22 protein-coding genes are annotated in these 26,174 nt (G+C 44.8%); 8 read left to right on the forward strand and 14 right to left on the reverse strand.

Annotation, left to right across the window (positions count from 1 at the left end; genetic code table 11):
• Positions 1–128 precede the first annotated feature (128 nt).
• From AC3CKG_RS21165 to AC3CKG_RS21200, 8 genes are all read right to left on the reverse strand, one after another.
• Positions 129–1,808, reverse strand: a complete 1,680-nt coding sequence (locus AC3CKG_RS21165) for a BatD family protein (protein ID WP_488529290.1) — start codon at positions 1,806–1,808, stop codon at positions 129–131.
• Positions 1,809–1,810: 2 nt separating this feature from the next.
• A complete protein-coding gene (locus AC3CKG_RS21170) occupies positions 1,811–3,715 on the reverse strand; it encodes a VWA domain-containing protein (RefSeq protein ID WP_488529291.1) in 1,905 nt (634 codons plus the stop codon).
• Positions 3,708–4,700, reverse strand: a complete 993-nt coding sequence (locus AC3CKG_RS21175) for a vWA domain-containing protein (protein WP_488529292.1) — start codon at positions 4,698–4,700, stop codon at positions 3,708–3,710. Before AC3CKG_RS21175 ends, AC3CKG_RS21170 begins: the two co-directional genes overlap by 8 nt.
• Positions 4,693–5,178 (reverse strand): DUF4381 domain-containing protein, encoded by a 486-nt coding sequence (locus tag AC3CKG_RS21180; protein WP_488529293.1) that lies wholly within the window; start codon positions 5,176–5,178, stop codon positions 4,693–4,695. The genes AC3CKG_RS21175 and AC3CKG_RS21180 overlap by 8 nt, the downstream gene beginning before the upstream one ends.
• Complete coding sequence (locus AC3CKG_RS21185) at positions 5,175–6,101, reverse strand: DUF58 domain-containing protein (protein WP_488529294.1); 927 nt, start codon at positions 6,099–6,101, stop codon at positions 5,175–5,177. The genes AC3CKG_RS21180 and AC3CKG_RS21185 overlap by 4 nt, the downstream gene beginning before the upstream one ends.
• 10 nt (positions 6,102–6,111) lie before the next feature.
• On the reverse strand, positions 6,112–7,068 hold the full coding sequence (locus AC3CKG_RS21190; protein ID WP_017081852.1) for an AAA family ATPase: 957 nt from the start codon (positions 7,066–7,068) through the stop codon (positions 6,112–6,114).
• Positions 7,069–7,233: 165 nt separating this feature from the next.
• The gene (locus AC3CKG_RS21195; protein ID WP_488529295.1) at positions 7,234–7,938 is read right to left on the reverse strand and encodes a hypothetical protein; all 705 of its coding nucleotides are present in this window, start codon (positions 7,936–7,938) and stop codon (positions 7,234–7,236) included.
• Between the two features lie 96 nt (positions 7,939–8,034).
• On the reverse strand, positions 8,035–9,408 hold the full coding sequence (locus AC3CKG_RS21200; RefSeq protein ID WP_488529296.1) for a hypothetical protein: 1,374 nt from the start codon (positions 9,406–9,408) through the stop codon (positions 8,035–8,037).
• Positions 9,409–9,520: 112 nt separating this feature from the next.
• Between AC3CKG_RS21200 and AC3CKG_RS21205 the strand changes: the two genes are divergently transcribed.
• The 3 genes from AC3CKG_RS21205 (at position 9,521) to AC3CKG_RS21215 (ending at position 12,846) form a co-directional block, all read left to right on the forward strand.
• On the forward strand, positions 9,521–10,264 hold the full coding sequence (locus AC3CKG_RS21205) for a Crp/Fnr family transcriptional regulator (RefSeq protein ID WP_102362983.1): 744 nt from the start codon (positions 9,521–9,523) through the stop codon (positions 10,262–10,264).
• Between the two features lie 240 nt (positions 10,265–10,504).
• Positions 10,505–12,421 carry a methyl-accepting chemotaxis protein gene (locus tag AC3CKG_RS21210; protein ID WP_065104470.1) on the forward strand — a complete coding sequence of 639 codons (1,917 nt, stop codon included), beginning with the start codon at positions 10,505–10,507 and terminating at the stop codon, positions 12,419–12,421.
• A 224-nt stretch (positions 12,422–12,645) separates the two neighbouring features.
• Complete coding sequence (locus AC3CKG_RS21215; RefSeq protein WP_017091765.1) at positions 12,646–12,846, forward strand: restriction endonuclease subunit S domain-containing protein; 201 nt, start codon at positions 12,646–12,648, stop codon at positions 12,844–12,846.
• A gap of 228 nt (positions 12,847–13,074) precedes the next feature.
• Here the strand turns inward: AC3CKG_RS21215 and malK are convergent, their stop codons facing one another.
• Positions 13,075–14,187, reverse strand: a complete 1,113-nt coding sequence (gene malK / locus AC3CKG_RS21220) for a maltose/maltodextrin ABC transporter ATP-binding protein MalK (RefSeq protein ID WP_017104895.1) — start codon at positions 14,185–14,187, stop codon at positions 13,075–13,077.
• Between the two features lie 664 nt (positions 14,188–14,851).
• Between malK and malE the strand changes: the two genes are divergently transcribed.
• From malE to malG, 3 genes are all read left to right on the forward strand, one after another.
• Positions 14,852–16,036, forward strand: a complete 1,185-nt coding sequence (gene malE, locus AC3CKG_RS21225; protein WP_017108967.1) for a maltose/maltodextrin ABC transporter substrate-binding protein MalE — start codon at positions 14,852–14,854, stop codon at positions 16,034–16,036.
• 81 nt (positions 16,037–16,117) lie between these two features.
• Entirely contained in the window at positions 16,118–17,689 is a 1,572-nt protein-coding gene (malF, locus tag AC3CKG_RS21230; RefSeq protein ID WP_017108968.1) for a maltose ABC transporter permease MalF, read from the forward strand.
• A gap of 11 nt (positions 17,690–17,700) precedes the next feature.
• On the forward strand, positions 17,701–18,591 hold the full coding sequence (gene malG / locus AC3CKG_RS21235) for a maltose ABC transporter permease MalG (RefSeq protein WP_010431447.1): 891 nt from the start codon (positions 17,701–17,703) through the stop codon (positions 18,589–18,591).
• 671 nt (positions 18,592–19,262) lie between these two features.
• Here malG and AC3CKG_RS21240 read toward each other — a convergent pair.
• From AC3CKG_RS21240 to AC3CKG_RS21255, 4 genes are all read right to left on the reverse strand, one after another.
• On the reverse strand, positions 19,263–19,508 hold the full coding sequence (locus AC3CKG_RS21240) for a hypothetical protein (protein WP_029223283.1): 246 nt from the start codon (positions 19,506–19,508) through the stop codon (positions 19,263–19,265).
• 300 nt (positions 19,509–19,808) lie between these two features.
• Positions 19,809–20,312, reverse strand: coding sequence for an acyl-CoA thioesterase (locus tag AC3CKG_RS21245; RefSeq protein ID WP_017104899.1), 504 nt, complete (start codon positions 20,310–20,312; stop codon positions 19,809–19,811).
• Between the two features lie 427 nt (positions 20,313–20,739).
• Entirely contained in the window at positions 20,740–22,362 is a 1,623-nt protein-coding gene (locus tag AC3CKG_RS21250) for a peptide ABC transporter substrate-binding protein (protein WP_488529297.1), read from the reverse strand.
• 211 nt (positions 22,363–22,573) lie between these two features.
• Positions 22,574–23,467, reverse strand: a complete 894-nt coding sequence (locus AC3CKG_RS21255) for a DMT family transporter (RefSeq protein ID WP_428780803.1) — start codon at positions 23,465–23,467, stop codon at positions 22,574–22,576.
• Positions 23,468–23,565: 98 nt separating this feature from the next.
• On the opposite strand from AC3CKG_RS21255, the gene AC3CKG_RS21260 reads away from it, so the two are divergent.
• Together AC3CKG_RS21260 and AC3CKG_RS21265 are read left to right on the forward strand one after the other, a co-directional pair.
• Positions 23,566–24,354 carry an AraC family transcriptional regulator gene (locus AC3CKG_RS21260; RefSeq protein ID WP_017104902.1) on the forward strand — a complete coding sequence of 263 codons (789 nt, stop codon included), beginning with the start codon at positions 23,566–23,568 and terminating at the stop codon, positions 24,352–24,354.
• Between the two features lie 253 nt (positions 24,355–24,607).
• Positions 24,608–25,402 carry an endonuclease I family protein gene (locus AC3CKG_RS21265; RefSeq protein WP_488529298.1) on the forward strand — a complete coding sequence of 265 codons (795 nt, stop codon included), beginning with the start codon at positions 24,608–24,610 and terminating at the stop codon, positions 25,400–25,402.
• A gap of 177 nt (positions 25,403–25,579) precedes the next feature.
• Here the strand turns inward: AC3CKG_RS21265 and cyaB are convergent, their stop codons facing one another.
• Complete coding sequence (gene cyaB / locus AC3CKG_RS21270; RefSeq protein WP_488529299.1) at positions 25,580–26,131, reverse strand: class IV adenylate cyclase; 552 nt, start codon at positions 26,129–26,131, stop codon at positions 25,580–25,582.
• Positions 26,132–26,174 lie beyond the last annotated feature (43 nt).

The following is a 26,174-nucleotide window of genomic DNA, read 5'->3' on the forward strand; positions in this document are numbered from 1 at the left end:
TATTTTTCCCTATCTCAAAAACGACTGAAGCCGTGATGATCACAATGTGGTCATCACGGCTTCGTTCTTTTTTGTTTACTCAGATTTTCTGCTTAATTAGCTTTCTGCTTACTTAGAACACCGGTTAATTAAAGCCTTTCTAATGTGCTCTTGTGTGCTTTGTTCGAGATGCGTTTTGGTTTCTTAACCGCTTTGATTGCCTCAGAAGGATCCCATGACTGACTTGGTGAGCCAGCTTCAGCATAGAGACTCTGATTTAGCTTGGTGAGCTCAGCTTCGAACACTTCTATTGTCTCGTCACTCAAGTCTGGATTTTCTGCTTTCCATTGCTCAAACAAGGTTCTCGTCTTCACACCGTCTTTCATTTTCAGAGCGGCAATAAGCGCTTCTGCCGTATCGGGTTGACGTTCATCTTTTTGCTTTGGTTTTACTGCTGTACCGCGGCGTGACCAGAAATAAAAAGCAACCGCAGAGCTAATTACCCATAAAGCAGCAAATAGCGCGGTTAGATAAGGCCAGATTCCAGGGCTTTCTACGGTAACAATCGTCGGGCTGGCTTGTTGGGCTGGCGGTGCTGTGACTGGTGATGTGCTAGATGTCGCACGGTCACTTGCCTGAACCGACAACTCAAGACCAAGAGCTTTACTGATTTCTTGTGATTGTGATTCAGTGTTAAACCAAGCTTGAGAAACATCAGGAAGCGAGATATTTCCAGCCTCTTTCGGAATCAAGACTTGCTTGTAAACAACGACAGCATCACCGGATTGAGTGGTGCCAAATTGCGGTTTTTCTTCATAAACACGCACCGTTTTAGGGTAGGTGATATTCAGTTTTGGCAGTTGGTGCTGCGTTAAGTTGCTAGCCGTCATAGTAATGGTTCGAGTTAACGAATCACCGGCTTCCATTTCAATCTTCTGTTTGTCGTCACCTAAAGCATTGCCATCCGTGAATTCATTGCCTTGGCTATCTGACCATTTCTGAATCAACTTGAAGTTCGATGTTGGTAACCACTCACCTTGATAGCCTTTTGGTACCGGATTCACTGTGACATCTAAGGTTTCAACAGGCGTGTCGAGCTGGAAAAGGCGCGTCGTGCTTGAGTTGTTGGTTGAGTAAACAACAGCACCGGTTAACTTTGGTCCTTGAAGCTGAAATTGCCCAGCTTGTTGTGACGATATATGGAAAGATTGCTGAACAACCGTGACTTCTTGTCCGTTAATAACATCTTGAAATTGCTTAGACTCTCCAATCGGTTCCACGTCTAATTGCGCTGAACTTGGTGGCGCAATTTTAGGATCTTGCAGTCTTCTAGGATCAGCCTTAATGATGAGTTTTACATCAAGCTCCGCGACCTCTTGAGGGTATAGCGAGTCTTTACTCAGATTAAGTTGAAACTCGGCCATATCACTCTGCTTTGGAGCGGCTTTATTAACCGCAACGTTGATGGTGATCGGCTTAGTTTTAGCGCCTTCAATATCAAAGCTAGGAATATCTAATCGGCCTAATCGAAGTGGGGCAAGGGTAATATTCCACTCGCTAGACACAGTGCGGCTACCATTGACGATTCGCATCGATGACCCAAAGCTTGGGGTGCCGACGTAGAAATTCTTCTGAAGGGAGGTTAGATCTAAAGCACCTGACGATACTTTTTCATCGGTTGCTACTCTAAGTAGAAAGACTTCATCTTTGGTAACACTGTTTTGCGAAACACTCGCCACAGCGGTCGCTGCGAATACAGAATGTGACGAGAAAACACCGATTAGCAGTGTCAGTAGCATTGATAAAAATGGCTTGTTTAAAAATCGCATGGTTACCACTTTTTGTTTTGGTTGTTAGGAGCACTTTTTTGTCGTGCTTGTAGAATCATTTGCGCTTTAAGCAATTGGCTCGGATCACGAGCGCTTTCTACTTGCTCAAGTTTTCGCATATCAGGATCGCTCGACATAGGTTGACCTGATACTTGTGCTGCAGCTTGTTGAGCGTTGTTATCAGTGTCTTCCTTAGCAGCCTCTTGTGCTTGGGCTGCCTGAGATACTGAGTCACCCTTGTCCTGTGGCTGTTTATCTGCTTGATCCGCTTTGTTTTGTTGCACTGCTTGCTTGTCGTTTTCTTCATCCGCCTTGGAATCAGGGCGGCTATCAGCTTGGCTTTGGTCAGTATTCTGAGCTTGGCTTTCACTTTGATCTTGTTTATTGCTTTGATCTTGGCTGCCGCTTTGACTTTGCGACTTCCCATTGTCAGCTGAGCTTTGTTGTTGATCCTGCGAGCTTTGCGAAGAATCATTTTGCTGACCTTGCTGACCTTGCTGGTCTTGTTCATTTTTGTCTTTGGACTCAGAATCGTCTTGCTGTTGCTGTTGCTGTTGCTGTTGCTGTTGCTGTTGCTTCTGAGCTTGTTCGACAATCTCTAGGTTCTTCTTCGCATAAGCATGTTCAGGGTTGCTTTCGAGAATGCGTTGATACTCTTTTATCGCTTGGTCGTATTTACCTTGCTTTGCTTGTGCATTGGCGAGGTTGTAGCGAGCATCTTCGCCAGAAAGACCTTGCAGCGTCTGCTCGGCCGCTTCGAAATCACCGGCTTTGTATTGCGCGATGCCTTTCCATTCTTGCTGTTCGAACTGTTCTGCGGCTTGTTGAAAGTCCTCATCTTGATACAACTGATAACCTACTTGGTCATCGGTTTTCCAAGGATTTGCAAACGCAGTATTCGGTTGGCTGAACGAGACAAGTACAGCTAGACCACACCAAATGACCCCTTTTCGAAATAGCCCAAGTGCAGGAAGTAACAAAAACGGCAATAACCAGAAACCGTTGTTCACTCTGGTATTGAGCGAGTTATTGGTTTTAGTCACTTCTGATGTTGTCGCAACTCGGTCGAGGTAATTTGCGATGTGTTCAACGTCTGAGTTATCAAATTGAACTTCAGTGAACGTGCCACCAGAGCGACGAGTCAGGTCGCGCATATTGCCTACGTTGGTTTTCGCAACCACGGTTTGTCCTGAGTCGGTCTGTAACATCGAACCTGTAGGTAACGAGATCGGCGCGCCACTTTCCGTACCTACAGCCAAGACTGATAACGTCCAATTACTACCAGAGAGTAGCGAGTCGATATCTTTCTTCTCTTGACCATCAATATCATCAGCAATCAGTACCAGATCGCCTTTATAGATATGAGCACGAGTCATCATCTCAATCGCAAGCTTAACTGCCGATTCTGCATTGCCGCCTTGGAAGGGCATGATATCTGGTGATAGGTTGGGTACGAGGTTCTTGATGGTGTTGATGTCAGACGTTAGCGGACTAATGGTGTAAGCATCTCCGGCGTATGCCACCATTCCCGTTAGGCCTTCTTTCCATAACGAAAGCAGATCCAGAGCCTTGTATCGCGCCTGTGTTAAACGGTTCGGTTTAATGTCAGTGGCATACATAGACATCGACATATCCATGATCACAACTCGCGCCTGTGTTTTTTCAAAGCTTGGTTGTTCATTTTTTTCAAAGCTTGGACCGGCCAATGCGATGACACCGACCAACCACCAAACACCGAAATAAGTGCTGCGGTTTTTCGAGGGTTTGTTCGATTCAGGAGCCAAATAACGGGCGATGTGTGACGCCAATAACCCTTGCTTGGATTGTCTCTTGCTAAGCCACCAAATAGCGGGCAGCACGGCAAGAGCCAAGAACCAATATGGGTAGATAAAAGTAAAGTTAGACATTGTTTCTCCTAATGGCTAACAGCATAAATGCGAAGAACATTGCCGCAGACAGAGGCCAGACAAACCACTCTTGTTGTGGTCGCCATATCTTAGTGGCATTCGTCACGGGTTCTAACTGGTTGATGGTGTCGTAAATCGTTGCCAGCTCTTTGCTGTCTCGCGCTCGGAAGTACTGACCGCCAGTGCGTTTGGCTATTTCCATTAGAGTACGCTCATCCAAGTCTTGAGCGGTATTGACCTTACGAGTCATGAAGAACTCTTTGACCATCATTTCACCCGCACCGACACCCACGGTGTAAATCGTCGCGTTGTACTTCTTAGCAATATCCGCCGCTTCTAGTGGGTCTAATACGCCCGCAGTATTGCTGCCGTCACTGAGTAGAATCATCACACGCTGAGGGGCATCGCTGTCGACAAAGGTTTTGGTGGCAAGGCCGATACCATCACCGATCGCAGTTTGAGTACCAATCAGCTTTAGCACAGCCTGATTGAGCTGTTGTGAAAGCGTGTCTCTATCTAACGTCAATGGCGTCTGCAAGTAGGCGTGATCAGCAAATAGCACCAATCCTACTCGGTCGCCTTTTCGTCGCTCAATAAAGTCACTCAATACATGTTTCACCGCAGATAAGCGATCGATGTATTCGCCATTGAATTGCATGTCTTCTTGACTCATTGAGTAGGAGAGGTCGACAACCAACATCAAATCACGGTGTTTTGGCTGAAACTCAACCGGTTCACCGTACCAAACTGGACGTGCCATGGCCGTTACCAATAAAAGCCAGATGATGACCGACAAAGCTTTGGGTAAGCGACTGCTCGGCGTTTTGGTATTGCTGTCCTCGGGCAGAAATGGAAGCCTTAGGGCATTGTTCGATTCCGCCTTAGGAGAGAACAAGTAAACGAGAAACGGCAGTGGCGCGAGGAAAAACATCCACCACCAAACGAATTCAATATTTAGTAAGCTCGTGTTTAAAAGATCAGTCATAACGACCTCGCTTTGGAGGAAGGGCTTTACGAAGCCAGGTTTCGCAGTCATTAACCAATTGCTGTTGAGCCTTTTTTTGTTGGTCGTTCATTAAGGCTGCATCTTGGTAGAGCGCTTGTTGCCATTGCGATTGTTTTGCGGCGAACAACGGCTTCACCAATTGCGCATCTAAGAACGCCAACCAATCATCACCAGATAAGCCTGCCACTTTGTCGCGTGGGAAATAGCTTAGTGCTGCCTGACGAACGATGTCTTGAGCTGCACTCGGAGACAAGGTATTTGAAAGCTGGCTATTACGAAAGCAAGCAAGTGCTTCGTTCTTCGCGTATTGGTTCGTTTGTCTGCGTTTTACAATGAAAAATACTATGGTGATCAGAACGATGGCCGTGATAATGACTGACCACCAACCCCATGCCAAAGGCCACCATGACGGTGCGCTTGGCGTAATAATCGGGCTCAGGTCGAGAGGTTGATTCATGACTGAACTCCTGATACTTGGCTCATTAACGATTGCGCACAAGACAATGAACTGTATGGGATCGCCAGAGAAAGGCTCATTTGCATAAGTTGTTGTTGCTTCTGATCAAATGCGTGACTGAGCTTTTCCTTTTCTTTGCTTGATGAAAAGTTAAACCATTGCGTTTTATTGCCGTCGGTGATCTGTTTTGAACCTTTGAAAGCAGTGACACCTTGCTCTAATGGATCGTAAAAATGCACCAAGCGAACTCGATTATGTCGACGTATTTGATTGATAAGTGAGTAATTACTTTCGTTATAACGGACGAAATCACTGAGCATAATGATATCGCTGCCTTTCGGGCAAAGCTGGTGAAGAGATTTCAGCCCATGCTCTAAGGTTGTGTCGCTGTGATTGCCTGGGTTGATCAGCGCTGCGTTATTGATTTCTATGACTTTTTGTAAAATACGTAGCGGAGCATGGTTGCTAGCACTGGGTTTAATCTCAATGATCTCTTGGCCAGTATCGATCACTGCGCCAATACGGTCTTTTTGAGCGACGGTTAACCAGCAAAGTTGGCTGGCAAAGTGCGCGAGTTGAACCGATTTAAGCAACAAGGTTGAGCCGAAAATCATACTGCTCGACAGATCTAAGAACAAAATCACAGGCTGTTCTCTTTCTTCAGAAAACAGTTTGGTATGCGCCTTGCCTGTTCTCGCCGTGACGCGCCAATCAATGCTGCGGATGTCGTCGCCCGCCTGATATTGACGAACCTCAGAGAAATTCATCCCGCGACCTTTACGATTGCTCTCGTGTTGACCGTTTAGTTGCGACCAGAGGCTCTTGGCTGGAGGCAACCAGCGAACAGACTGCGCTTTGTATTGCAGCAGTTCGTCCAGATTTAACGTGACACCGTCACTATGATTGGGTAATTGATTATTCATGCGCTTATCCCTATGCGCTACCAACCAACGAGATAAGGTGTGCGATCACTTGGTTTGCAGTGACCCCTTCAGCTTGTGCGTGGTAGCTACGAAGCAGGCGGTGGCGCAATACAGGGAATGCCATCGCTTGAACATCTTGTGGAGTAACATAGTCGCGGCCAGCAAGCCAAGCGTGAGCGCGGGCACAACGGTCTAACGCGATAGTTGCACGCGGGCTGACACCCATGTCTAGCCATTGATCAAGTTGGTCGCTGTATTGTTTAGGTTGGCGAGTCGCCATTACCAATCTGATGATGTACTGCTCAATGGTATCTGCCATGTGAATGTTGAGCACTTCTTGGCGAGCTTCAAAGATCGTTTGCTGAGATATCTCTTGTGGCTGAACAGATTCGTTGCCTTGAGCTTCGCCTCGGTTCAGGCGCAAGATCTCCAGCTCACTTTCCATGTCTGGATAAGCCACTTCTAAATGGAGCAAGAAACGGTCTAATTGAGCTTCCGGCAGCGGGTAAGTACCTTCTTGCTCAATCGGGTTTTGCGTTGCCATCACCAAAAACAGATCAGGCAGAGCATAGGTTTTTCGACCTGCGGTCACCTGCTTTTCAGCCATCGCTTCTAACATAGCGGCTTGCACTTTCGCCGGAGCACGGTTGATCTCATCCGCTAGAATTAACGAGTTAAAAATCGGGCCCGATTGGAAAGTGAACTCTCCCGTTTCTGGACGGAAAATATCGGTACCAGTTAGGTCGGCAGGCAATAGGTCAGGGGTAAATTGAATACGGTGAAAATCTCCCTCGACACAGTCAGCCAGCGACTTTACTGCGCGGGTTTTTGCCAACCCCGGAGGCCCTTCAACAAGGATATGACCATCTGCCAGTAAGGCGATCATCAATTGTTTTACGAGCTCTTGCTGACCAATGATTTGAGACTCTAGGTAGTTTTGAAGGATTTCGAAGTTATTTTTATGCATTTTTGGACTCTCTGGGGGCCATTTGATTCTTATTTTGAGTATTGGTCACTTATTAATAGGAAAAAGTTCCAGTACATCTACGTAATTTATTTTTCCAAAAATGGAATGATTTACAAGTGTTTAGCCAAAGTACAGTTAAGCCCAACGGTTTTACCATAGTCAGACTTAAAAGGCGTGCTTTAGTGTTAACCAAAAGTTGTCGTCTTCATCGGTATTTATCGCCATGCTCGTTTCCTTGGTAATGTTGTGGCCAACTTGGGTGACGAGTTCAAACAAGCGAATCTTTCGTCCATTTACGCTGTAGGTATATTGAGGTACCAAATTGACGAACCAGTCGTCGGCGACTTGCCAGCGAATAAAGGTATACAAGGTCACAATTGATGTATCTGGAAACAGCGTTTTTCGAGCTTGCTTGTCGTCTGTCCACGTTTCGCCATATAGAAGGGCAGGGTTGATCCTAAGTTTGTCTGAGATAGGGATTATTTGGATGGCGCCAACAGAAGCTCGGTTAACGGAAATCGCATTGGCATTGTTGCGCTGCATATCAACAAACAACCCCGTTCCACTCTGTTTATAGATCGAAAAGTGGCGTAGATGTAGAGTTTCAAAATCGTCTTTAAATTGAATGAAGCTGTTGTGACCGAATGCACTGTCGGGGCTATTGAATCCAAATTGCGCGATGGCACCATATCCGTTAGTCCCTGTTCGTATTCCCAGAAATGAGCTCAGCGCGGTAGGATCGTCTAGGTCTTCTATTTGTCCTTGATCTTGCTCTGGTTTTCGTTCTGGTTCGAGTTCTTCTGTATATGCTGCTTGTGATGTAAAAAGAAAAGAGATGATCGACAACAGGGGTAGTAGTTTGAGTAGCATGGCAACCTCAGAAAATTGATGGTATTCGGTCATAGATGGCAGGCGGGGAACCTGCCATTTCGTAGGTTTATTAATGGGTTATTCAGATGGAGAGTATTACCCCGAACAAGGGATCATGAGCTCGAAGTTGTTGGTCGTGGTGTAGAAGGTTCTTGGGTAGTATTCCCCCATCACCGGGGCGATATCTTTATCTTGCTGGATGTTTTGTATGGCGTGGCTAAACTCCGGCGCTGCGAGCATGTGACGGATTTGAACAATCGATGCATCTTCATCAATAATGCCATCACCATCGTCTGCCATTGGTAACCAACCTACACCACATTGGGCAAAAGCGTTACGTGGTCTGTCGGCAGCGCGGCTCACGGCGACAGTGTAATAGCCGTCCTTGTCCACCGGAATCGCTTCATCGTAAAGGCAGTCGTTGACTTTGGTTACAGCGAAACCTTTGTTCGAGCAGACCGACCAGTAACGGAGGTCACCTTTGGTCATTTTTTTCACGCCATGGAAAGTTTTCGGCGTCACAGGAGCTTTCGCTCTGAGGACAAATACAGGGCCATGTTTGCGATTAACGACGGTTCTAATGTAGTTGTTATCAAGATTTGGGTAGAAGCCACCCGTGCTTCGTCTCGCTTCAGGGTTGATTTTCCCTGTGTAAATACCTAACAAGCTTTCTCGGTCGAGCTGAATGTGCCAAGTCGATGGATTGGTTGCGGGGAAACCTGCGGGCTTGTTGGGTTGTGTAACCAATTCACGATACTTCTCGACTGGGATTCCCAGGGCATTTAATTGAGCTTTTAACGGTTGCGCACTTTGCAGAGAATCACACGCTTCTTGTCCGCGAAGTTCCTTTCCTGAAGCAAGCGTGACGACTGGCTGCGGTAATGCTGTATTCCCAGTGCCATCACTGTTTTCGTCTTTTGCGTAGATGCGGTAGATGATCACCTGCTGATTAGCTGAAGATTTTGGCGCATGCAGTTCATCCATTTCAGCGCCATCACGTATTTGGCCTGCGGTGTAATCAGTTTTTGGTTGAGCGTTGAGAACATTGACTTGGTAGCTTCTAAGAACGCTGTCGCGCTGACTGCCTTCTCTGAAAGGGTTCACGCTGCTTTGGCTGGGTTTGATCATGTAGTCGGGTAAAGATTGTACTGGTCTTCCACGGTCATCATAGCTAATGAACGACATGTAGCGAGAATGTGGGAATTGTCCTTCTAATTTTAGCTTGGCACCATCAGGTACAGTAAAAGCTGCTCCCCAATATTTTACCGCAGCATCGGGGTAGGCAACGTTAATGTATGGGTCTGCAGAGACGGGGCCATAACGGAAGAAACAGGTTCTTTCACCGGGGATCCCCTCAAATTTATCGTTGGCTACTGAGACTGTACTCCAGCTAGCGCAGGTAATTAAAACTGTTGCTATCGAGCCTTTAAAGAGCCAACGGCTCAATGTGTTTACGCATGGCATTTGCATTCTTGAATCCTCATTTCACGACCTTGTGGTTTTTCCTAGCTTTTTTATTCGATTAATTGTTAGTCTGTATTTAACAATTAATTAACAATCTATCAGGGGTTGGATGAGAACAATGTGTAAAATCTTACATTCTAGTTTCGTTCCTACGATGAGTGGTGAAGAACAACATTCGATGCTTGAGCTGGTGTTAAGACATGATCCCACGCTAAATCAGCTAGATCCGAAAGCCGTTGAAGAGATAGTCGGTGCTGCAAGAATTGAAGCCTATAAGGTTCCGACTTTGCTCAATTCCGCCTATACCGCTGTCGATACCATGCGCCTTGTGGTTAAGGGACATATCGAACTGATGAGTTACAGTGAAAGTGGTGATGAGGCGTGCATTGCCATGCTAGGTCCAAACAGCTGGCTGACGTGGATAGGCTGTTTTGATGAACAACCGACCAACCATAACTTCTACTCATCTTCTGATGCGATTGTCGTGGCTATTCCTGTCAAAAAAATGAGAGATATCGCTGACCGTTATCCAGAACTCTATAAAATTGCAATTCGTGAAATCAGCTTTCGATTCCGGCTTTTGATGGAGTGGACGACAGAATCTGTACTGCTTAAAAATGAATTTCGCGTTGCTAAGTTACTGTTATTAGTCAGTCGTTTAAATGGGATGCCGAACGAACTCAATCCGATCTTATATACCCAAGATAAGTTGGCGCATCTGTCTAGGTGTACCCGTCAAACACTCAGCCGCTCTCTCCAACAATTGGCGAAAGAAGGCATGATTGAAATAGGTTATCGCCGCATTGATATCATTAATGAGGACAAACTTAATGCCTTTATATCTGAAGGGTTAGCGTGTTAAGCATCATTAAATAACCCAGGCGAATGCTAATAAGATAATAATATTGACCTCGATAATCTTTATCCCAAGAGAGAATGATTGAGTCGTTACATCATATTTGCAGTTTTTTGAGATAAAAGTCTCTAGTTATATTGGTTTTGGCCGATACATAACTCAGATTGTGCATTGCTGATTGGAGTGCACTAAAAAGTCCTGTTCAGGGTACATAAATAAAGAGCGATTCTTTTTAAAGGTCCAAATATGTTGAAAACTAACTCTCTGAGTATTAAGCAAAAGGTTGTACTTGGAATTACTTTTGCGGTTCTGGCTTCTACGGTCATCGTAGGTGCGATGGCGCAACAACAAGCAAGAGATGTATTGAGCCATCGATTGGTTGATATTGAGCTTCCTGGAATGCTTGAGCGAATCAACGGTGAAATTGATCGTGAAGTCTCTCAGCTGTTGTTGGCAGCGGAGCAAATTGCTTCGAATGAATTCATTTCTGACGCTATCGATTCGACTGAACGTGATGCGGATATTGAGAATAAGCTAGTTAAACAACTGAATAACGTGCGTAACCAATACCAGTTAAACGATGCGTCGGTTGCCAACCGTGAAACAGCGTACTACTGGAATCAAGATGGTTTCTTACGCCAGCTAAACCAACAACAAGACGGTTGGTTCTTCGGTTTTACTCAGTCAGGCCAGCCAACTATGGTGAGCATGTTCCAAGAAGCCAATGGTGAAGTGAAGATGTTTGCTAACTACCAACAGCCCTCTGGTTTGGCAATGTCAGGTCTATCAAAATCGATGGATGACATGGTTAACCTGCTGAACGGTTTCAAGATTGAAAATACAGGCTTTGTATTTTTGACAGATAGCCAAGGTGATGTACAAATTCACCGTGAGCGTTCACGTAGTGATTCGTCACTTCAACAACTTTACGGCCCTCAAGCTAGCCAGCTATTGAACAAGTCGGGTTTCAACCTAATTACCACCGAAAGCCAAGGACAAGAGCTATTCGTCGCGAGTCTTTATGTGTCGTCAATGGACTGGTTCGTTATTGGTGTGGTACCAACTGATGAAGTGTTTGCTGAGCTCGATGCGACTGCACAAAAGATGCTGATCATGACGGCTATCGTGGCTTTAGTCTTTATCTTAATGGGCGTAGTGCTAGCAAACAGCATCACTCAACCGATTAAACTTCTGGCTAAGCGATTTGGTGACCTTGGCGAAGGTGATGGTGATCTGGCGCAGCGTATTGAAGTCAAAGGCAACGATGAAATCGCACAGCTTTCAAAGGGCTTTAACGGATTCATTGAAAAGATTCACGAGTCGATGAAAGAAGTATGCTCGACAAGCCAAGCGCTTCAAGTGGCAGCCGAGAGTGTTTCTAACAAAGCACACATCACCCACGACAATAGCCAAGAGCAACGTGATCAAACTCTTCAAGTGGTGGCTGCGATCAACCAAATGGGTATGACCATCAGTGAGATTGCATCAAACGCGGCAACAGCAGCAGAAACAGCCACTCAAGCTTCGGGCAATACTGAAGTGGGCCGTTCTGTGGTAAACAAAGCAAAAGACGCGATCAGCCGTTTAGCGCAAGATATCGAAAGCACGGGTCAAGTGGTGGAGCAGCTTGCTTCAACAACGCAAGACATCGGCTCTATTCTGGGTGTTATCCGTGATATCTCTGAGCAAACTAACTTACTCGCATTGAACGCAGCGATTGAAGCTGCGCGTGCCGGTGAGCAAGGCCGTGGCTTTGCTGTGGTAGCCGATGAAGTTCGTAACCTCGCAAGTCGCACAGCAGATTCAACGGAAGAGATTCAGAAGATGATCAACCAACTGCAAAGCGATGCGAAAGACGCTGTATCTGCAATGAGTGCGGGTAAAGTGATCACGCTTGAAGGTGTATCAGCATCGGACGAAGCGGTAGACGTACTGGGTGGTATTTCAGACCGCATTGTTGACATCACTGACCGTAACACACAAGTGGCAACGGCAACGGAAGAGCAATCAACCGTAGTTCACACCATCAACCAGAACATTGAAGAGATCAATGCGATCAACGAAGTGACAACGGGCACGGCTGAACAACTTGCTGAAGCAAGCCAAGAGCTTCGTGACCTGTCTTCTCGCCTAGATAAGATGGTTGGTTCGTTTAAGCTTTAATCTCTTAAAGCTTTAAATCCTTTAAGCTGTAGCATGGCTTAGAAAGGGACACAGATGAAGAGCTGGATTCATTTAATCGTGAATCCAGCTCTTTTTATTTACGGGCCTGTTTTCTTCTAACTGGCTTTAGCTTGATCTGGTTTCGGGCTTTGCACTTAATCGCTCTAGCATCACAGAGCGTAAATGAGTAAAATCCCATGAGGTTTAATATTTAGGTAAGTACCATGAGCGATTTTGAAAAAGAACTAGAGCAGATGACTCAAGAGATGGGTGATGAGCCAGAAGTACAACTGCCATCAATTGAAGAGCAAAAAGCGATCGTTGCTGAATTTAAGCGACTAGAAGCGGAAGGCAAACTAACACCAGAAGTGTTAGAAAAGCATTTTGGCCAGTTCAACAAAACAAGTGATACGCCAATCCACTAAGTTTCAATAGAGCTAACCTATATCTTTAGATAGGGTGGCTTTTAGTACAAACAGATAAAGGTCTAGCATCCGCTAGGCCTTTTTTATTGCTGCACGAAAAGCTAACTGACTTGTGCGCAAAGTTAAACAATCAAAGTGAAAGTAGTTGGTGCCTTTAAACAAAAAATCCCCCTTACAAGGTAAGAGGAATTCGATATGAGCAAGTTATATCTTAAAAAGGCGAACCGATTAGTCGGTGCCGTACTCTTTGTACAAGCGACGACATGCTCGACCATCGCTATGGAACAAGTGACAACGGTGCGCAGGAATACCAATCGCTAGCTTGTCACCAGACTCAATCGTTAACGTGTCTGGTTGACGGTAGATAACATCAGCATCAGCACTTTCGAGGTTTAGGTAAACCTGTGTTTCGTTACCTAGTTTCTCGACCATCATCACTTCAGCTTCAATCGTCGCGTCACCCGTGTCAGCAGACAACAAGTGTTCAGGACGAACACCCAGAGACATACGGTCACCAGCATTGACAGTGGTACCATCTACCGGGATCCAGAAAGTCATGCCATTTGAAAGTTGTACCAATACGCGCTCTGCTTCAGCTTGCTCAATGTGAACCGACATAAAGTTCATCTTCGGCGAGCCAATAAAGCCAGCAACGAAACGGTTCTGAGGGTAGTGGTAAAGATCAAGCGGCTTACCGACTTGAGATACGTAACCGCCATCAAGAACAACAATTTTATCGGCCATTGTCATCGCTTCCACCTGGTCGTGGGTAACGTAGATCATGGTGCAACCAAGTTGACGCTGTAGCTTAGTGATTTGCGAACGCATTTGAACACGCAAAGCAGCATCAAGGTTAGATAGAGGCTCATCAAGTAGGAATACGTTTGGTTGAGAAACCAGAGTACGACCGATAGCAACGCGCTGACGTTGACCACCAGATAGGGCTTTAGGCTGACGCTCAAGAAGGTGACCAAGCTGAAGGATTTCTGCAGCATGTTCAACACGCTTATCAATTTCAGCTTTGTTAGCGTTCGCTAGCTTCAGGCCGAAAGACATGTTGTCGTAAAGGTTAAGGTGAGGGTAAAGCGCGTAAGATTGGAATACCATACCTACGCCACGCTTTGAAGGCTCAACATCATTCATGCGTTGGTCGCCGATGTACAAATCACCAGACGTAATGTCTTCTAGACCTGCGATACAGCGTAATAGCGTCGATTTACCACAACCTGATGGTCCAACGAATACTACGAACTCACCTTCGTTGATGTCTAAGGTTACGTCCTTAGAAATCTGTACATCACCATATGATTTATAAACGTTTTTTAACGTGACACTCGCCATCTAGCTAGTCCTCGATCGATCAAATTTTAAGTTTTACTGCTTATCATTATAAGAAATTTTTGGGTCAGCAGTAACTGTAGGAATTGGTAAGTATTGAATGAGTAAGAAAAAAGTGGGTGAGACTTGGATTCTTTAACCAAGCCCACCCGTCATAGCCAAACTGGTGCCTATTTCCCCCACATCCAGCTAAATCTCCCCCGTGATTCAATCACAGATTTAGCTCGATGCTTAATAAAGACAACAGCGGGCAGTGAAGCCAACTAAATGAACAATGCTTCAACGCATAACATTCGCTGGTAAAGGGTTCTTACTATCCACTCTTGGATGAATGCAGTTTCGGTGAATTGGCGCAATGGTACATCCTCCCAATGAAAATTTAACGAGGGGGAGTAGGAGGGGAGGAGTAGATAAATGGGGTTATTAATAATTGGCGATCCAGTTCAAATAAATCCACCCCATAACGGTGATGTTGATCACGATGAGTATGCATTTTGTGATTTTAGTCTCTAATCTGACCGGATGGCGATCACGAAATTAAGCCATAATAGCTAGGGCGTAGTGGCTAGGATGATGAGTTAGAGCCTATTTTCTCAGATCATAAGCCCTGAAAACTGGCTCGTCTTGGTAGATGTGCCCTACGTATAAATATAAAAAGGATATTCACATGAAAAACGCTCTAAGCGCTGTAGCTCTAGGAACATTAGTTGCTCTGGGTTCTTTTGGTGCAAATGCTGCTATCGAAGAAGGACAACTAACAATCTGGGTTGGTGGTGACAAAGCTTATGAAGGCATGGCTGAAGTAGGTAAACGCTTCGAAGAAGACACTGGTGTTAAAGTAACAGTCGCTTTCCCTGACAAACTAGAAGAGAAGTTCTCTCAAGTTGCAGCAGCTGGCGATGGCCCAGATATGATTTTCTACGCACACGACCGTTTTGGTGGTTTTGCGGAAGCCGGTCTTCTTGTTGATATCAAACCTTCTAAAGAAACTAAAGAAGGTATCGTAGACTTCGCATGGGACGCTGTTTCTTACGAAGGTAAAACAATCGCTTACCCAGTAGCGGTTGAGTCAGTTTCTCTTATCTACAACAAAGCACTTGTTCCTAACCCACCTAAGTCTTGGGAAGAAATCCCAGCACTTAACGCTGAGCTTCAAAAAGACGGCAAGAAAGCGATCATGTGGCCTCTACGTGGCGGCGCTTACTTCACATGGCCTCTACTTGCAGCTGACGGCGGTTACGCATTCAAACAAACTGCTGAAGGTTACGACATTAAAGATGCGGGCGTAGCGGCTGAAGGTGTTCAGAAGTCTCTAGGTTTCATCGAGAAAATGGTACAAGACAAAGTTATCTCTGCAGACATGGATTACTCAGTTGCTGAGTCTGAATTCGTTGCGGGTAACGTTGCAATGACAATCAACGGTCCTTGGGGCTGGGCAAACATCGAGAAAGCTGGCGTTGACTACGGCGTAACAACGCTACCTAAGTTCAACGGTAAAGCGTCTAAGCCTTTCGTTGGTGTATGGGCTGGTGGTATCAGCACGGCTTCACCAAACCGCGACCTAGCTGTTGAGTTCATGGAAAACTACCTACTAACAGACGAAGGCATGAAGAGCCTGAATGACGACAAGCCACTAGGCGCTGTTGCTCTTAACTCTTTCCAACGTCAACTAGACAGCGACACTCGTATTGCAGCAACAATGGACAACGCGATGAACGGCGAAATCATGCCTAACATCCCTCAGTTCACAACGTTCTGGTACAGCATGGAAGAAGCGATCGGCAACGTAGTTGACGGCCGTCAAACAGTAGACCAAGCACTAAAAGCTGCTGAAGGTCGCATGACTAAGTAACAACCAAGCACTACCTTTTAAGGAGAGGGTAACCTCTCCTTACTTTTCTATTTTTTATCTATATCGCTAGCAGGTTCCTCTATGCAGTCAGTTCAAGGTACAGATGCTATCCCAGCACCATCAAGCCTTCCAGGCAGTAAAAGCGTCTTCATCAAATGGGGGTTGCTTGGTAGCGTTGGCTTAATTAACGGCTACGCTACAATTCTAATGTATTCACGTGGTGAGCTCGCTTTTGCGCTGCTTACTGTGATTTTAACGGCTTTGGCACTTTACATTTTTGGCAGTAAGAAAACTTACGCCCACCGTTATATTTATCCTGGTATTGCCGGAATGATCTTGTTCATTCTTTTCCCATTGGCTTATACCGTAGGGCTTGCGTTCACTAACTACAGCGCAAAAAACCAACTGTCTCTTGAGCGTACTCAAACCGTTCTTTTAGATCGTTCTTTTCAAAGCGGTGAAAGCTACCCATTCACATTGTACAAGACTGATGACGGTCACCAGATCGTTGTTAAAGATGGCGACCAGTTGTTAGCAACAGACGTATTTTCTTTTGAAGATATGAGTGCAACAGAGATGGACCTATCTGCAATTGAGTCTGCACAAGGTGAGAAAGAGAAGATCAAAGCGATCATCCAAAACCGTGCAGCGATCAATGCGGTTGATTTCCATCTGCCTAACGGTGACGACATCCGCATGAGTGGCTTACGTAAGTTTGCTTCTGTTGCCCCGCTTTACACGCTTCAAGATGATGACGAAACGTTAATCAACAATGAAACGGGTGAAGTTCTCAAGCCAAACATGGAAGAGGGTTTCTATCAACCTGTCGATGCCAATGGTGAGTTTACTGGTAACACCATCTCTCCGGGCTTTGTGGTTAACATTGGCACACATAACTTTGAACGTGTTTGGAAAGATGATGGTATTAAAGAACCATTCATCAGCATCTTTATTTGGACGGTGATCTTCTCGGTATGTACCGTAGCGTTCACACTTGTTATCGGGCTTGTACTTGCAAATATCGTGCAATGGGAAGAGCTAAAAGGTCGTTCAATCTACCGTGTTCTACTGATTCTGCCTTACGCAGTACCCGCGTTCATCTCGATTCTTATCTTTAAAGGTCTATTCAACCAGAGCTTTGGTGAGATCAACATGGTGCTTGAGAATATCTTCGGCTTAAGCCCGAACTGGTTCTCTGACCCAATTCTTGCGAAAACCATGGTGTTGATGGTTAACACGTGGCTAGGTTTCCCTTACATGATGATTCTATGTATGGGTCTGCTTAAAGCGATTCCTGATGATTTGTACGAAGCGTCAGCGATTGATGGTGCGAACTTCCTTGATAACTTCAAGCGTATTACATTCCCATTGATGATTAAGCCGCTTACACCGCTATTGATTGCAGCGTTTGCCTTTAACTTCAATAACTTTGTAATGATTCAACTATTGACGAACGGTGGCCCGAACATGATTGGCACCTCAGAGCCAGCGGGCTACACAGATTTGCTTGTAAGCTACACCTACCGAATCGCATTCGAAGGCGGCGGCGGTCAAGACTTTGGTCTAGCAAGTGCAATCGCAACGCTTATTTTCCTATTGGTTGGTGGACTTGCGTTACTAAACCTTCGTTTCACTAAACTGTCTCAAGATTAAGGAGCACGACAATGGCTATGGTACAAGGTAAAGGCCTTAAATACCGAGTATGGGCAACGCATGCAGTGTTGTGGTGCTTCTTGGCGATGATTATCTTCCCACTACTAATGATCATCGCGATCTCGTTCCGTGAAGGTAACTTCGCAACAGGTAGTCTGATTCCTGATAACCCTTCACTGGAGCACTGGAAACTGGCTCTTGGTATGTCGGTAACGAATGCTGACGGTTCGGTGACACCACCTCCTTTTCCAGTACTGACTTGGTTATGGAACTCGATCAAAGTGGCGGGTGTTACATCGATTCTAATCGTGGCACTGTCAACGACATCGGCTTACGCATTTGCTCGTATGCGCTTCAAAGGTAAAGAAACTATCCTGAAAGCGATGATGATTTTCCAAATGTTCCCAGCGGTACTTGCTCTTGTAGCTATCTACGCGCTGTTCGACAAACTTGGTCAATACATTCCGTTCTTAGGCTTGAACACGCATGGCGGTCTGATCTTCTCGTACTTGGGCGGTATCGCACTACATGTATGGACGATTAAGGGCTACTTTGAAACGATTGATAACTCATTGGAAGAAGCGGCTGCACTTGATGGTGCAACGCCTTGGCAAGCATTTAGACTGGTTCTACTGCCATTGTCTGTGCCAATTCTAGCGGTTGTGTTTATTCTTTCGTTCATCGCAACAGTGGGTGAAGTGCCTGTAGCGTCTATCCTGCTAACCGATGTGAACTCTTACACGCTAGCGGTAGGTATGCAGCAATACCTATACCCTCAGAACTACCTATGGGGTGACTTTGCGGCAGCGGCTGTACTTTCAGCACTTCCAATTACTATCGTGTTCTTACTTGCTCAACGTTGGTTAGTTGGCGGTTTGACGGCAGGTGGTGTAAAAGGATAAGCTGTACCCTATAAGAAAGACAAAGAGCGACCTTATAGGTCGCTCTGTATTGGCATTTTTATTACATCATTTGGTTTGGCCGCCGATCAGTAATAAAAATAACCCTCAGGTTACGCATAGCTGGCTACTAATCAGGTTCCTTACGCTATTAATGATTAGTGGTTTTTGTAACTCTAACCCAGGTATTTACTTGGGTTTTTTTATGCCTGCTACTTTTTACTTTCTACTTGGTCTTCGCTTTATCTGTCAATTTTTTTGCTTATAGCTGCTTTATCCATTAAAGCTTCGAGCCATTTCTCTCCTGAATCTCACCTGTCTCATTCTTCTTACTTGAAGACATGAACGAGTCTCACAAATCAGACACTCAGTATAAAGGGCTGTTGGCCTATTGATATATTGCTAATAATCCAATGCGTGATACTTCAATGATTTGCGTGCAACAAATACAGAAGTTACAGAGAAAATGTATATAGAGGCAGTCGGTAGCTGTGGATTGCAGGAAACTATATCCCTGACCTATGGAATGGGTTGGAGAAGTATTGAATGACTAACGGTTGATATCGGCCGCTGATTCAAGCTAGATGCAGATAGCTGTGATTAGTTAGGAAAATGATTCGCTAGGACTAATGATCAGTTAGGACCTATGAACGACTAGCGATGAACTATAAAAGCTAGAATTCTTTGCTTGAGGGAGCACAGCCCAAGTGTTGCAACAACACATAGATGCTTTCTTGATCGAGTGCGACACGGCGAAAGAGATCCGCAAACGTGTTGTCCCCGCCAAAACAAGTCTGGATATAGTGGTTAATTTCATTGCTATCGTAACCTTCTACGTACAATGTTCTGACCCATTGGTACTCAACTGCCTTGAGGTTGTTCAGTGTAGATTCGCTAAGAGTGGTGCGTGTGACGCTCAAGAGTAGCTCCGGGAAATTCAAATACATCCATTATGATTGGCGGTATTTAACCAGAGCTAAATGACGACTTTATTACAGTTCAAGCAAATCGCTCAACAACAGTGAGTTCATTTCAACCCTTGGCTGAGTATCACGCTATATAAGCCTTGCTGACATAAGTAGTATTGAGATAGGCAGTATTGGTTAAGACGCAGCTTTGTCTGTGAGAGTTTGTATAGGGGAGCTGAGTTAGATAAACAAATGCCAAGCATGGGCTTGGCATTGTAATTAGGTTTTGTAGGTTAGGGCTAGTGATTGACCTTATTTAAGGTACTTCACGTGCGCTTCCATCTCTTCACCTATCTGCTTTCGCATGTTCATCAGGCGAATAGCCGAATCTCTTAATTCAATGTCTTCTGGCGTTTCTGGCACCCATTCTGGCACCTTAGTCGGGTTACCATTCTCATCAACAGCGACCATAATAACGATACAGTGAGTCGTTAGGCGGTTGTTGAGTTCTTTAGGGTCACTAGCTTGAACGTCGATAGCGATGTGCATGGAAGATGAACCGGTATAGATGACCTTCGCGCTTACTTCAACAAGGTTGCCCACATGGATTGGCGCAACGAATCGAATACCACCTGCGTAGGCGGTAATACAATATTTACCACTCCATCCAGCAGAACAAGCATAAGCCGCTAAATCGACCCATTTCATTACTGCTCCACCATGAACTTTACCACCAAAGTTCACATCCCCGGGTTCAGCTAAAAAACGCAGAGTAACGTCTCGTTTACCATCTTGTCGGCTATTGTTACTGCTCATCTATCTTCCTTCATTATTATTGTGCTGCATAACATGCTTGTTACTTGCTAATAACAATATACTTAAGATGACATAAATTAAAGTGGATAATCTCACGATCGAGACTATTTTTTCAAACAAGTGATCAACGGGTGAATATTGATGTTTAAAGGCGGTTGGGGCAAGTGGCAAACACGGATGAAGCAATATTGAACACTTGGTTAGAAATTATTGATCAAGCAATTAGAAAGTTTGATCAGCGAGCTAGAAAGGTTGATAGCAAAAAAAAACACCTAGCGCAGTGCTAGGTGTTTTCAAGCCGTTAGGTACTCATGTCGGTACCTTTTTATGTTTGCCAACTAACCGCTGTTAATCTGGTTTAGTTAAAATGATTCTAGTGTTTTTACCACTAAAGTGGTAGTAAAATCTTTTGTTATTTAGCTCATTTTTACTCTTGAACAAAGTATAGATCCTTTGCGTAGATATTTCCTTTCGGATTATTGTTCGGGAAGCCTTTAAGTGTATTTCGCACTAATCGAGTGTGATTGTAGTGGTATAAAGGCATAACTGCTGCAGATTCGTTCAGAAGCGATTCAGCATGCTGATATAGAGCGAAACGTTTAGATTGATCTTCCGTTTTACTCGCTTGCTGTAAGAGCTCATCATAATCAGAGTTACAGTAACCACTCTCATTGGCCGTGTGCCCACAAGTGAAGGCTTCTAACAGAGCTGAAGGCTCTGGATAGTCCCCAAAGGCCCAAGAACGAGCAAGCTGATAATCTCCCGCTCCTTTAGCGGCGACATACGCTTTCCACTCCATGTTCTCTAGCTTTACCTTCACGCCAAGTGGCTTCCACATTGATGCAATTGCGATGGCGATCTTTTTGTGATTTTCACTGGTGTTGTACGTGAGTGTAAATTTAAGAGGATTCTCTTGGTTATAGCCAGCCTCTTCTAATAGCTGTTTGGCCTTGGCTTGACGTTTTGAGCTATCTAGCGCTTCGAATAAAGACTTAGGAGCCGTGTAGTTCGGGATGTTATTAGGCGTCACGCTGTAGGCTTCAGGCTCTCCTTGTCCCGTCACTTTATCGACTAAAATCTCTCGGTTTACTGCCATGCTTAATGCTTGTCGAACTCTTACATCATCAAACGGAACTTGACGCGTATTGAACGAATAAACATATGACCCTAACAAAGCCTGTGCTTTAATCTGTTCAGGGCTTTCTTTGACAAGCTTTTGGTAATACTCAAGTTGCACGCGGTTCGTCATATCAATCTCACCGGATTGATAACGAATCAGTTCAGCATTTTGAGATGATAAACCAAGGTAAGTAACCTTATTGATGACGGTTGAAGCGTTATCCCAGTAATTCGGGTTTCTGGTCACTTCTACGTATTCGTTAGGGACCCATTTACTCAGAGTATAAGCGCCGTTGGTTGCAATGTTCTCTGCGCGAGTCCACTGGTCGCCTTTCTCTTCAACCAACTTAGTAGGCAGAGGGAAGAAGGTTTTGATGCTCATTAAACTCATGAAGTAGGGCGTAGGCTTTGAAAGCGCAATTTCAACCGTGTGTTCATCCAATGCTTTAATGCCGAGTTCCGACGGGTCTTTATCTCCTTCAAGAATCTCACTGGCGTTAACGATATTCGCCGTCGAGAAAACAAAACCTGTATTGTTACCCGTTTTAGGTGACACGGCACGTTGCCAGCCAAAGACAAAGTCTGATGCTGTCACTGGCTCGCCGTTTGACCATTGAAGACCTTCTTTCAACATAAACGTGACGGTTTTGCCGTCTTTGCTGAACGACCATTCTTTAGCTTGTCCTGGGATGATCTGCCCATCGCTGTTCTCGATCACAAAGCCTTCAAACATATCATTGACGATAATGTCACCGGGCATACCAGAATTAACAAAGTTTGGATCGAGAGTGTTGGGCTCTGCGCCATTGCCACGCACAAAATGTTGTTCTTTAGCTAATGGTGTATCAGTAGGAACTGTGGCAGCAAAGCTTGAGGCAGAGGATAGAGCAAGCAGTGACGATATGATCACTGGGATCCTTGGTTGAGTCATTGTAATTCCTTTTACAACTTAAACAGTACTCAATACATTAAACATGAGTCAGCTCAAGGTTGCAACAACAGTCAGTACGCATTAAAGGAATTTGAAAACGGTGTGAACAGCACAGTTGAACAAAACAGGAAAACAACAATGCCTGCTGAGGGAGCAGGCATTATAAGGAGAGGTTGATTCGCGAATTTTCGTTCGTCTAATCTAAGAAAAGCTAGCTTTGCTGAGGTAGAGCAACCTCAAGCCTTGGTTTTCTTTTGATTTGAGCAAGAATGACACCCGAAATAACCATCACACCACCAATAATATGGAACTGATTAATCTCTTCGCCTAGCCAAGTGGAGGCTAATACAATCGCGATAACGGGCATCAAGTTCATAAACATCGCACTTGAATCTGCACCAATGGTGTCAATCGCTTTCACCCACATCCAAGGCGCCAAAATAGAAGCAGCAACCGCGGCATAAGCGATCAAAGGAATAGCTTGCTGTGATGGTAATAGTTGTTCGCTCGTTAACCAAAGAGGAGTCAGCATCGCGACAGCAAATAACCCTTGAATATAAATCACGACCCAACTACTAATTGGCATTTTCCAGCGTTTGAGTAACACGCAGTAAGAAGCGTAGACACAGGCCGCGATTAACATATAACCATCGCCTTGGGTAAGGTTTTGATGGATGAAGAACAGAGGGTCGCCTTTACCGAGCATTAACGCCAACCCAGCCAGAGACAAAACACCGCCTACAATACTCAGGCTAGAAATAGACTTGTTCAACAAAGGCACACTAAGGAACACACTGATGAGTGGAACCAAAGACGTAATTAATGCCATGTTAGAAGCGGAAGTGGTTAGGCCTGCGTAATAACCCAAAGATTGGTTTAGCACCATGCCCAAAAAACCAAGGAAAGCTAATTTAGACAAGTTCGGTTTAATGATTGGCCACTGTTTAATCACAGACCGGATGCAGAAAGGCGTCAAAATTAACATCGCAATAAACCAACGGTAAAAACTCATCGCACTTGGTTCTATCGTGCTCGCTGCTAGCTTGTTGACGATCGCATTTGCACCCCAGATACAGACTGTGAAAAATGGTAATAGATAATACATGTGAATTCCGTCGCAAATGACTTGATGCGGCTAGTTTGACAGGTCGTTATACTTACAGATATCTTTAAAAAGACATCAGACGCGATAGGAAGACAAGTTTGAAAAAACACTCAAGAAACCTTCACCCGTCCTTATCAATTGATAAGGCACCATCCAACGTATTTATGAATTTCGAAGCTTTCTTATCGAACACCGAAACTCGTATACATAGCCACCCTTGGGGGCAGGTTCAGTTGATCAGCGGTGGGATTCTTGAAATGGAAGCAGAAGGCATACGCTTTCTCGCGCCGCCACATCTCGCTATTTGGGTACCAGCTGGGGTCATGCACTGCAGCTACAACCGTAAGCCACTGGATTACTGCTCACTGAACATTGCTCATGAGTTAACTCAGCATCTGCCTGAGAAAACCAGCCTCATTAAGATCACCCCAATCGTGTCTTCGATTATCGATGACTTTCGCCAACGCGATATCAACGTTGCGCAAAGCGAACAAGATCAAAGGCTTGTTCGGGTGTTACTTGATCAACTTGCAGAGCGTCAAGTCGAGCATCACTTCTTACCTTCAACTGATAACAAGTATCTTGCCCCAATTCTTGCAGCAATAGAAGAGAACCCAACAGACGATATCTCGCTAAAGGATTGGGCAGAGAAAGTGCACGCAACCGAGCGTACTTTGTCGCGTCATTGCCAAAGTGAATTAGGTATGAGCTTCACGGAATGGCGACTACGAGTTCGCTACCTGTACTCAATGGATCTATTAAGAAATGGGCAGTCGGTTAAAGAAGTCGCACTCACATTAGGTTACAACCAAGCCAGCCCCTTCATTAGTATGTTCAAGAAATATTCAGGCCAAACGCCAGAGCAATATAAGAATCGTTTGTTGTAATTAGTATAGGGAGAGGCATCGGTTTGGAAACGGGTGTCTGTCACGGCAAAAATGTTAAGTCTTGCCAAACTAAAGTACCTAGAATCCATTGCGAGTTATTACTTATCAAGAACTGGATATTGATCCCTTCAATAATAAGGCGCTAGACTTCCCTTTTTATAAATAAAACGATTGCATATAAATTGTGTTTTGTAGAGTCTTAGGGCACTCATCAATGATGAGTGATTAAAACAATAATAAGGATACTAAAACAATGAAAATGCGTTTAAATCTAAGCCTTTTCCTAATTTCTACAGCTCTTAGTCCAGTTGCGCTTGCAGATATTACATACCCTGACGGCTACTACCTTGAAGCTGAAGGAATCAACGGAAATGCGTTAAAAGACATGCTCGGTGTCATTGCTGCTCGTGGGCAAAAGCAATTATCGTATACCCAGGTATGGTCGGCATTAAAAGATACTAACGAAGACCCGAATAACTCGAACAACGTGATTCTGTATTACAGCGGCCGTTCACAATCTAAAGATTTTACGTCGTCGGGAAATAACGATAAAAATGCATGGAACCGTGAGCACCTTTGGCCTAAATCTTTTGGTTTTAAGCGTAAAGATCAGTGGGGCTATACAGACATTCATCACCTGCAACCCACCGACGCAGAGATTAACTCTATCCGCTCAAACAAAGACTTTGATTTTGGTGGTTCGCCATTGAGAAAGTCTCCGTTGAACAAAACCGATTACGACAGCTTTGAACCTAGAGATGCCGTAAAGGGTGATACTGCTCGTTCGATTTTCTACATGGCCGTACGTTATGAAGGTAACAACGCAAACATGCCTGATTTGTATCTGGTTGATGATGTTTCGAGTACGTCAGGCAAGCCTAAGGTTGGAAAGCTATGCACATTACTCCAATGGCATAACGCCGATCCAGTAGACAATTGGGAGCGTAACCGCCATGAAAAAGCCGTGCAGTGGCAAGGTAACCGTAACCCGTTCATTGATAACCCAAGTTGGGTAAATGATATTTATGGCAGCCGATGTAATGGTTGATTGGTCGCTTTGTCGTCTGAACAGCGCTAAGCAGTAGGTACGCCTCTGTAATTCGTATTAAAAAGCCATCTTCGTGATGGCTTTTTTGATGTGAATCGGTCTTGGTCTTTAAGGCTATTTATGTACATTGTCTGCGGTATGAAGCTGAAAAATTAGCTATCGACGCTATAGCTTCTGTTATGCACCTTTTTCCACGAACATTTGCTTGTACGATTTCGTTTGCAAGGCTGTGGATGCTAAGCCAAATTTATTAGCCAAAACTTCCAACTCTACTTTGTAGGCTGATAACGTTGATTCATCATCAGTCATTATTGCGAATTCGGCAAAATCACCGATACCCGGCAAGGAATCGACGGTAATATGAAAATCTCCAACAAAGTAGATACTCCGCGTTTTCTCCGCTTTTAGTACCACTTCAAATCCCATAGTTTCCAACATGCTCCGAGCTTTCGAGGCGTCAGTAATGTTTGTCGCTTCACATCGGTCTGATTCGGGGCCTTTGACTATCCACAGCTTGATACCTGAAGGTTCCATTGTTCGAATGCACACGCTTTTGTTCTCGGCATGCAAGGCTTTATCTGATAAATCAAAATACCAGTCACATTCAACATTATCTTCGAGCAAAACTTCGTGAGGAATTAACCGTAAGACTTCGAGGAAGTCCGATTTCGAGTCAATCCGATACTTTAGCTCAACTTCGTATTTACCTTGGAAGTGATTGTGGTCCATAAGTTACTTCAACGTAAAAATGGAACTCTAACATAGGAGTAAA

The organism is Vibrio sp. QJM3NY_15 (genome assembly GCF_057785995.1).

What these genes read in the sequence shown, in the direction of transcription:
- cyaB (WP_488529299.1), bottom strand. Translation starts at nt 26,131, where the DNA reads ATGGACCACAATCACTTCCAAGGTAAATACGAAGTTGAGCTAAAGTAT.
- AC3CKG_RS21200 (WP_488529296.1), bottom strand. Translation starts at nt 9,408, where the DNA reads ATGCAAATGCCATGCGTAAACACATTGAGCCGTTGGCTCTTTAAAGGC.
- AC3CKG_RS21250 (WP_488529297.1), bottom strand. Translation starts at nt 22,362, where the DNA reads ATGACTCAACCAAGGATCCCAGTGATCATATCGTCACTGCTTGCTCTA.
- AC3CKG_RS21245 (WP_017104899.1), bottom strand. Translation starts at nt 20,312, where the DNA reads ATGAGCAGTAACAATAGCCGACAAGATGGTAAACGAGACGTTACTCTG.
- AC3CKG_RS21205 (WP_102362983.1), top strand. Translation starts at nt 9,521, where the DNA reads ATGTGTAAAATCTTACATTCTAGTTTCGTTCCTACGATGAGTGGTGAA.
- AC3CKG_RS21180 (WP_488529293.1), bottom strand. Translation starts at nt 5,178, where the DNA reads ATGAATCAACCTCTCGACCTGAGCCCGATTATTACGCCAAGCGCACCG.
- AC3CKG_RS21195 (WP_488529295.1), bottom strand. Translation starts at nt 7,938, where the DNA reads ATGCTACTCAAACTACTACCCCTGTTGTCGATCATCTCTTTTCTTTTT.
- malE (WP_017108967.1), top strand. Translation starts at nt 14,852, where the DNA reads ATGAAAAACGCTCTAAGCGCTGTAGCTCTAGGAACATTAGTTGCTCTG.
- malF (WP_017108968.1), top strand. Translation starts at nt 16,118, where the DNA reads ATGCAGTCAGTTCAAGGTACAGATGCTATCCCAGCACCATCAAGCCTT.
- AC3CKG_RS21210 (WP_065104470.1), top strand. Translation starts at nt 10,505, where the DNA reads ATGTTGAAAACTAACTCTCTGAGTATTAAGCAAAAGGTTGTACTTGGA.
- AC3CKG_RS21170 (WP_488529291.1), bottom strand. Translation starts at nt 3,715, where the DNA reads ATGTCTAACTTTACTTTTATCTACCCATATTGGTTCTTGGCTCTTGCC.
- AC3CKG_RS21165 (WP_488529290.1), bottom strand. Translation starts at nt 1,808, where the DNA reads ATGCGATTTTTAAACAAGCCATTTTTATCAATGCTACTGACACTGCTA.
- AC3CKG_RS21175 (WP_488529292.1), bottom strand. Translation starts at nt 4,700, where the DNA reads ATGACTGATCTTTTAAACACGAGCTTACTAAATATTGAATTCGTTTGG.
- AC3CKG_RS21265 (WP_488529298.1), top strand. Translation starts at nt 24,608, where the DNA reads ATGAAAATGCGTTTAAATCTAAGCCTTTTCCTAATTTCTACAGCTCTT.
- AC3CKG_RS21185 (WP_488529294.1), bottom strand. Translation starts at nt 6,101, where the DNA reads ATGAATAATCAATTACCCAATCATAGTGACGGTGTCACGTTAAATCTG.
- AC3CKG_RS21190 (WP_017081852.1), bottom strand. Translation starts at nt 7,068, where the DNA reads ATGCATAAAAATAACTTCGAAATCCTTCAAAACTACCTAGAGTCTCAA.
- AC3CKG_RS21215 (WP_017091765.1), top strand. Translation starts at nt 12,646, where the DNA reads ATGAGCGATTTTGAAAAAGAACTAGAGCAGATGACTCAAGAGATGGGT.
- malK (WP_017104895.1), bottom strand. Translation starts at nt 14,187, where the DNA reads ATGGCGAGTGTCACGTTAAAAAACGTTTATAAATCATATGGTGATGTA.
- AC3CKG_RS21255 (WP_428780803.1), bottom strand. Translation starts at nt 23,467, where the DNA reads ATGTATTATCTATTACCATTTTTCACAGTCTGTATCTGGGGTGCAAAT.
- malG (WP_010431447.1), top strand. Translation starts at nt 17,701, where the DNA reads ATGGCTATGGTACAAGGTAAAGGCCTTAAATACCGAGTATGGGCAACG.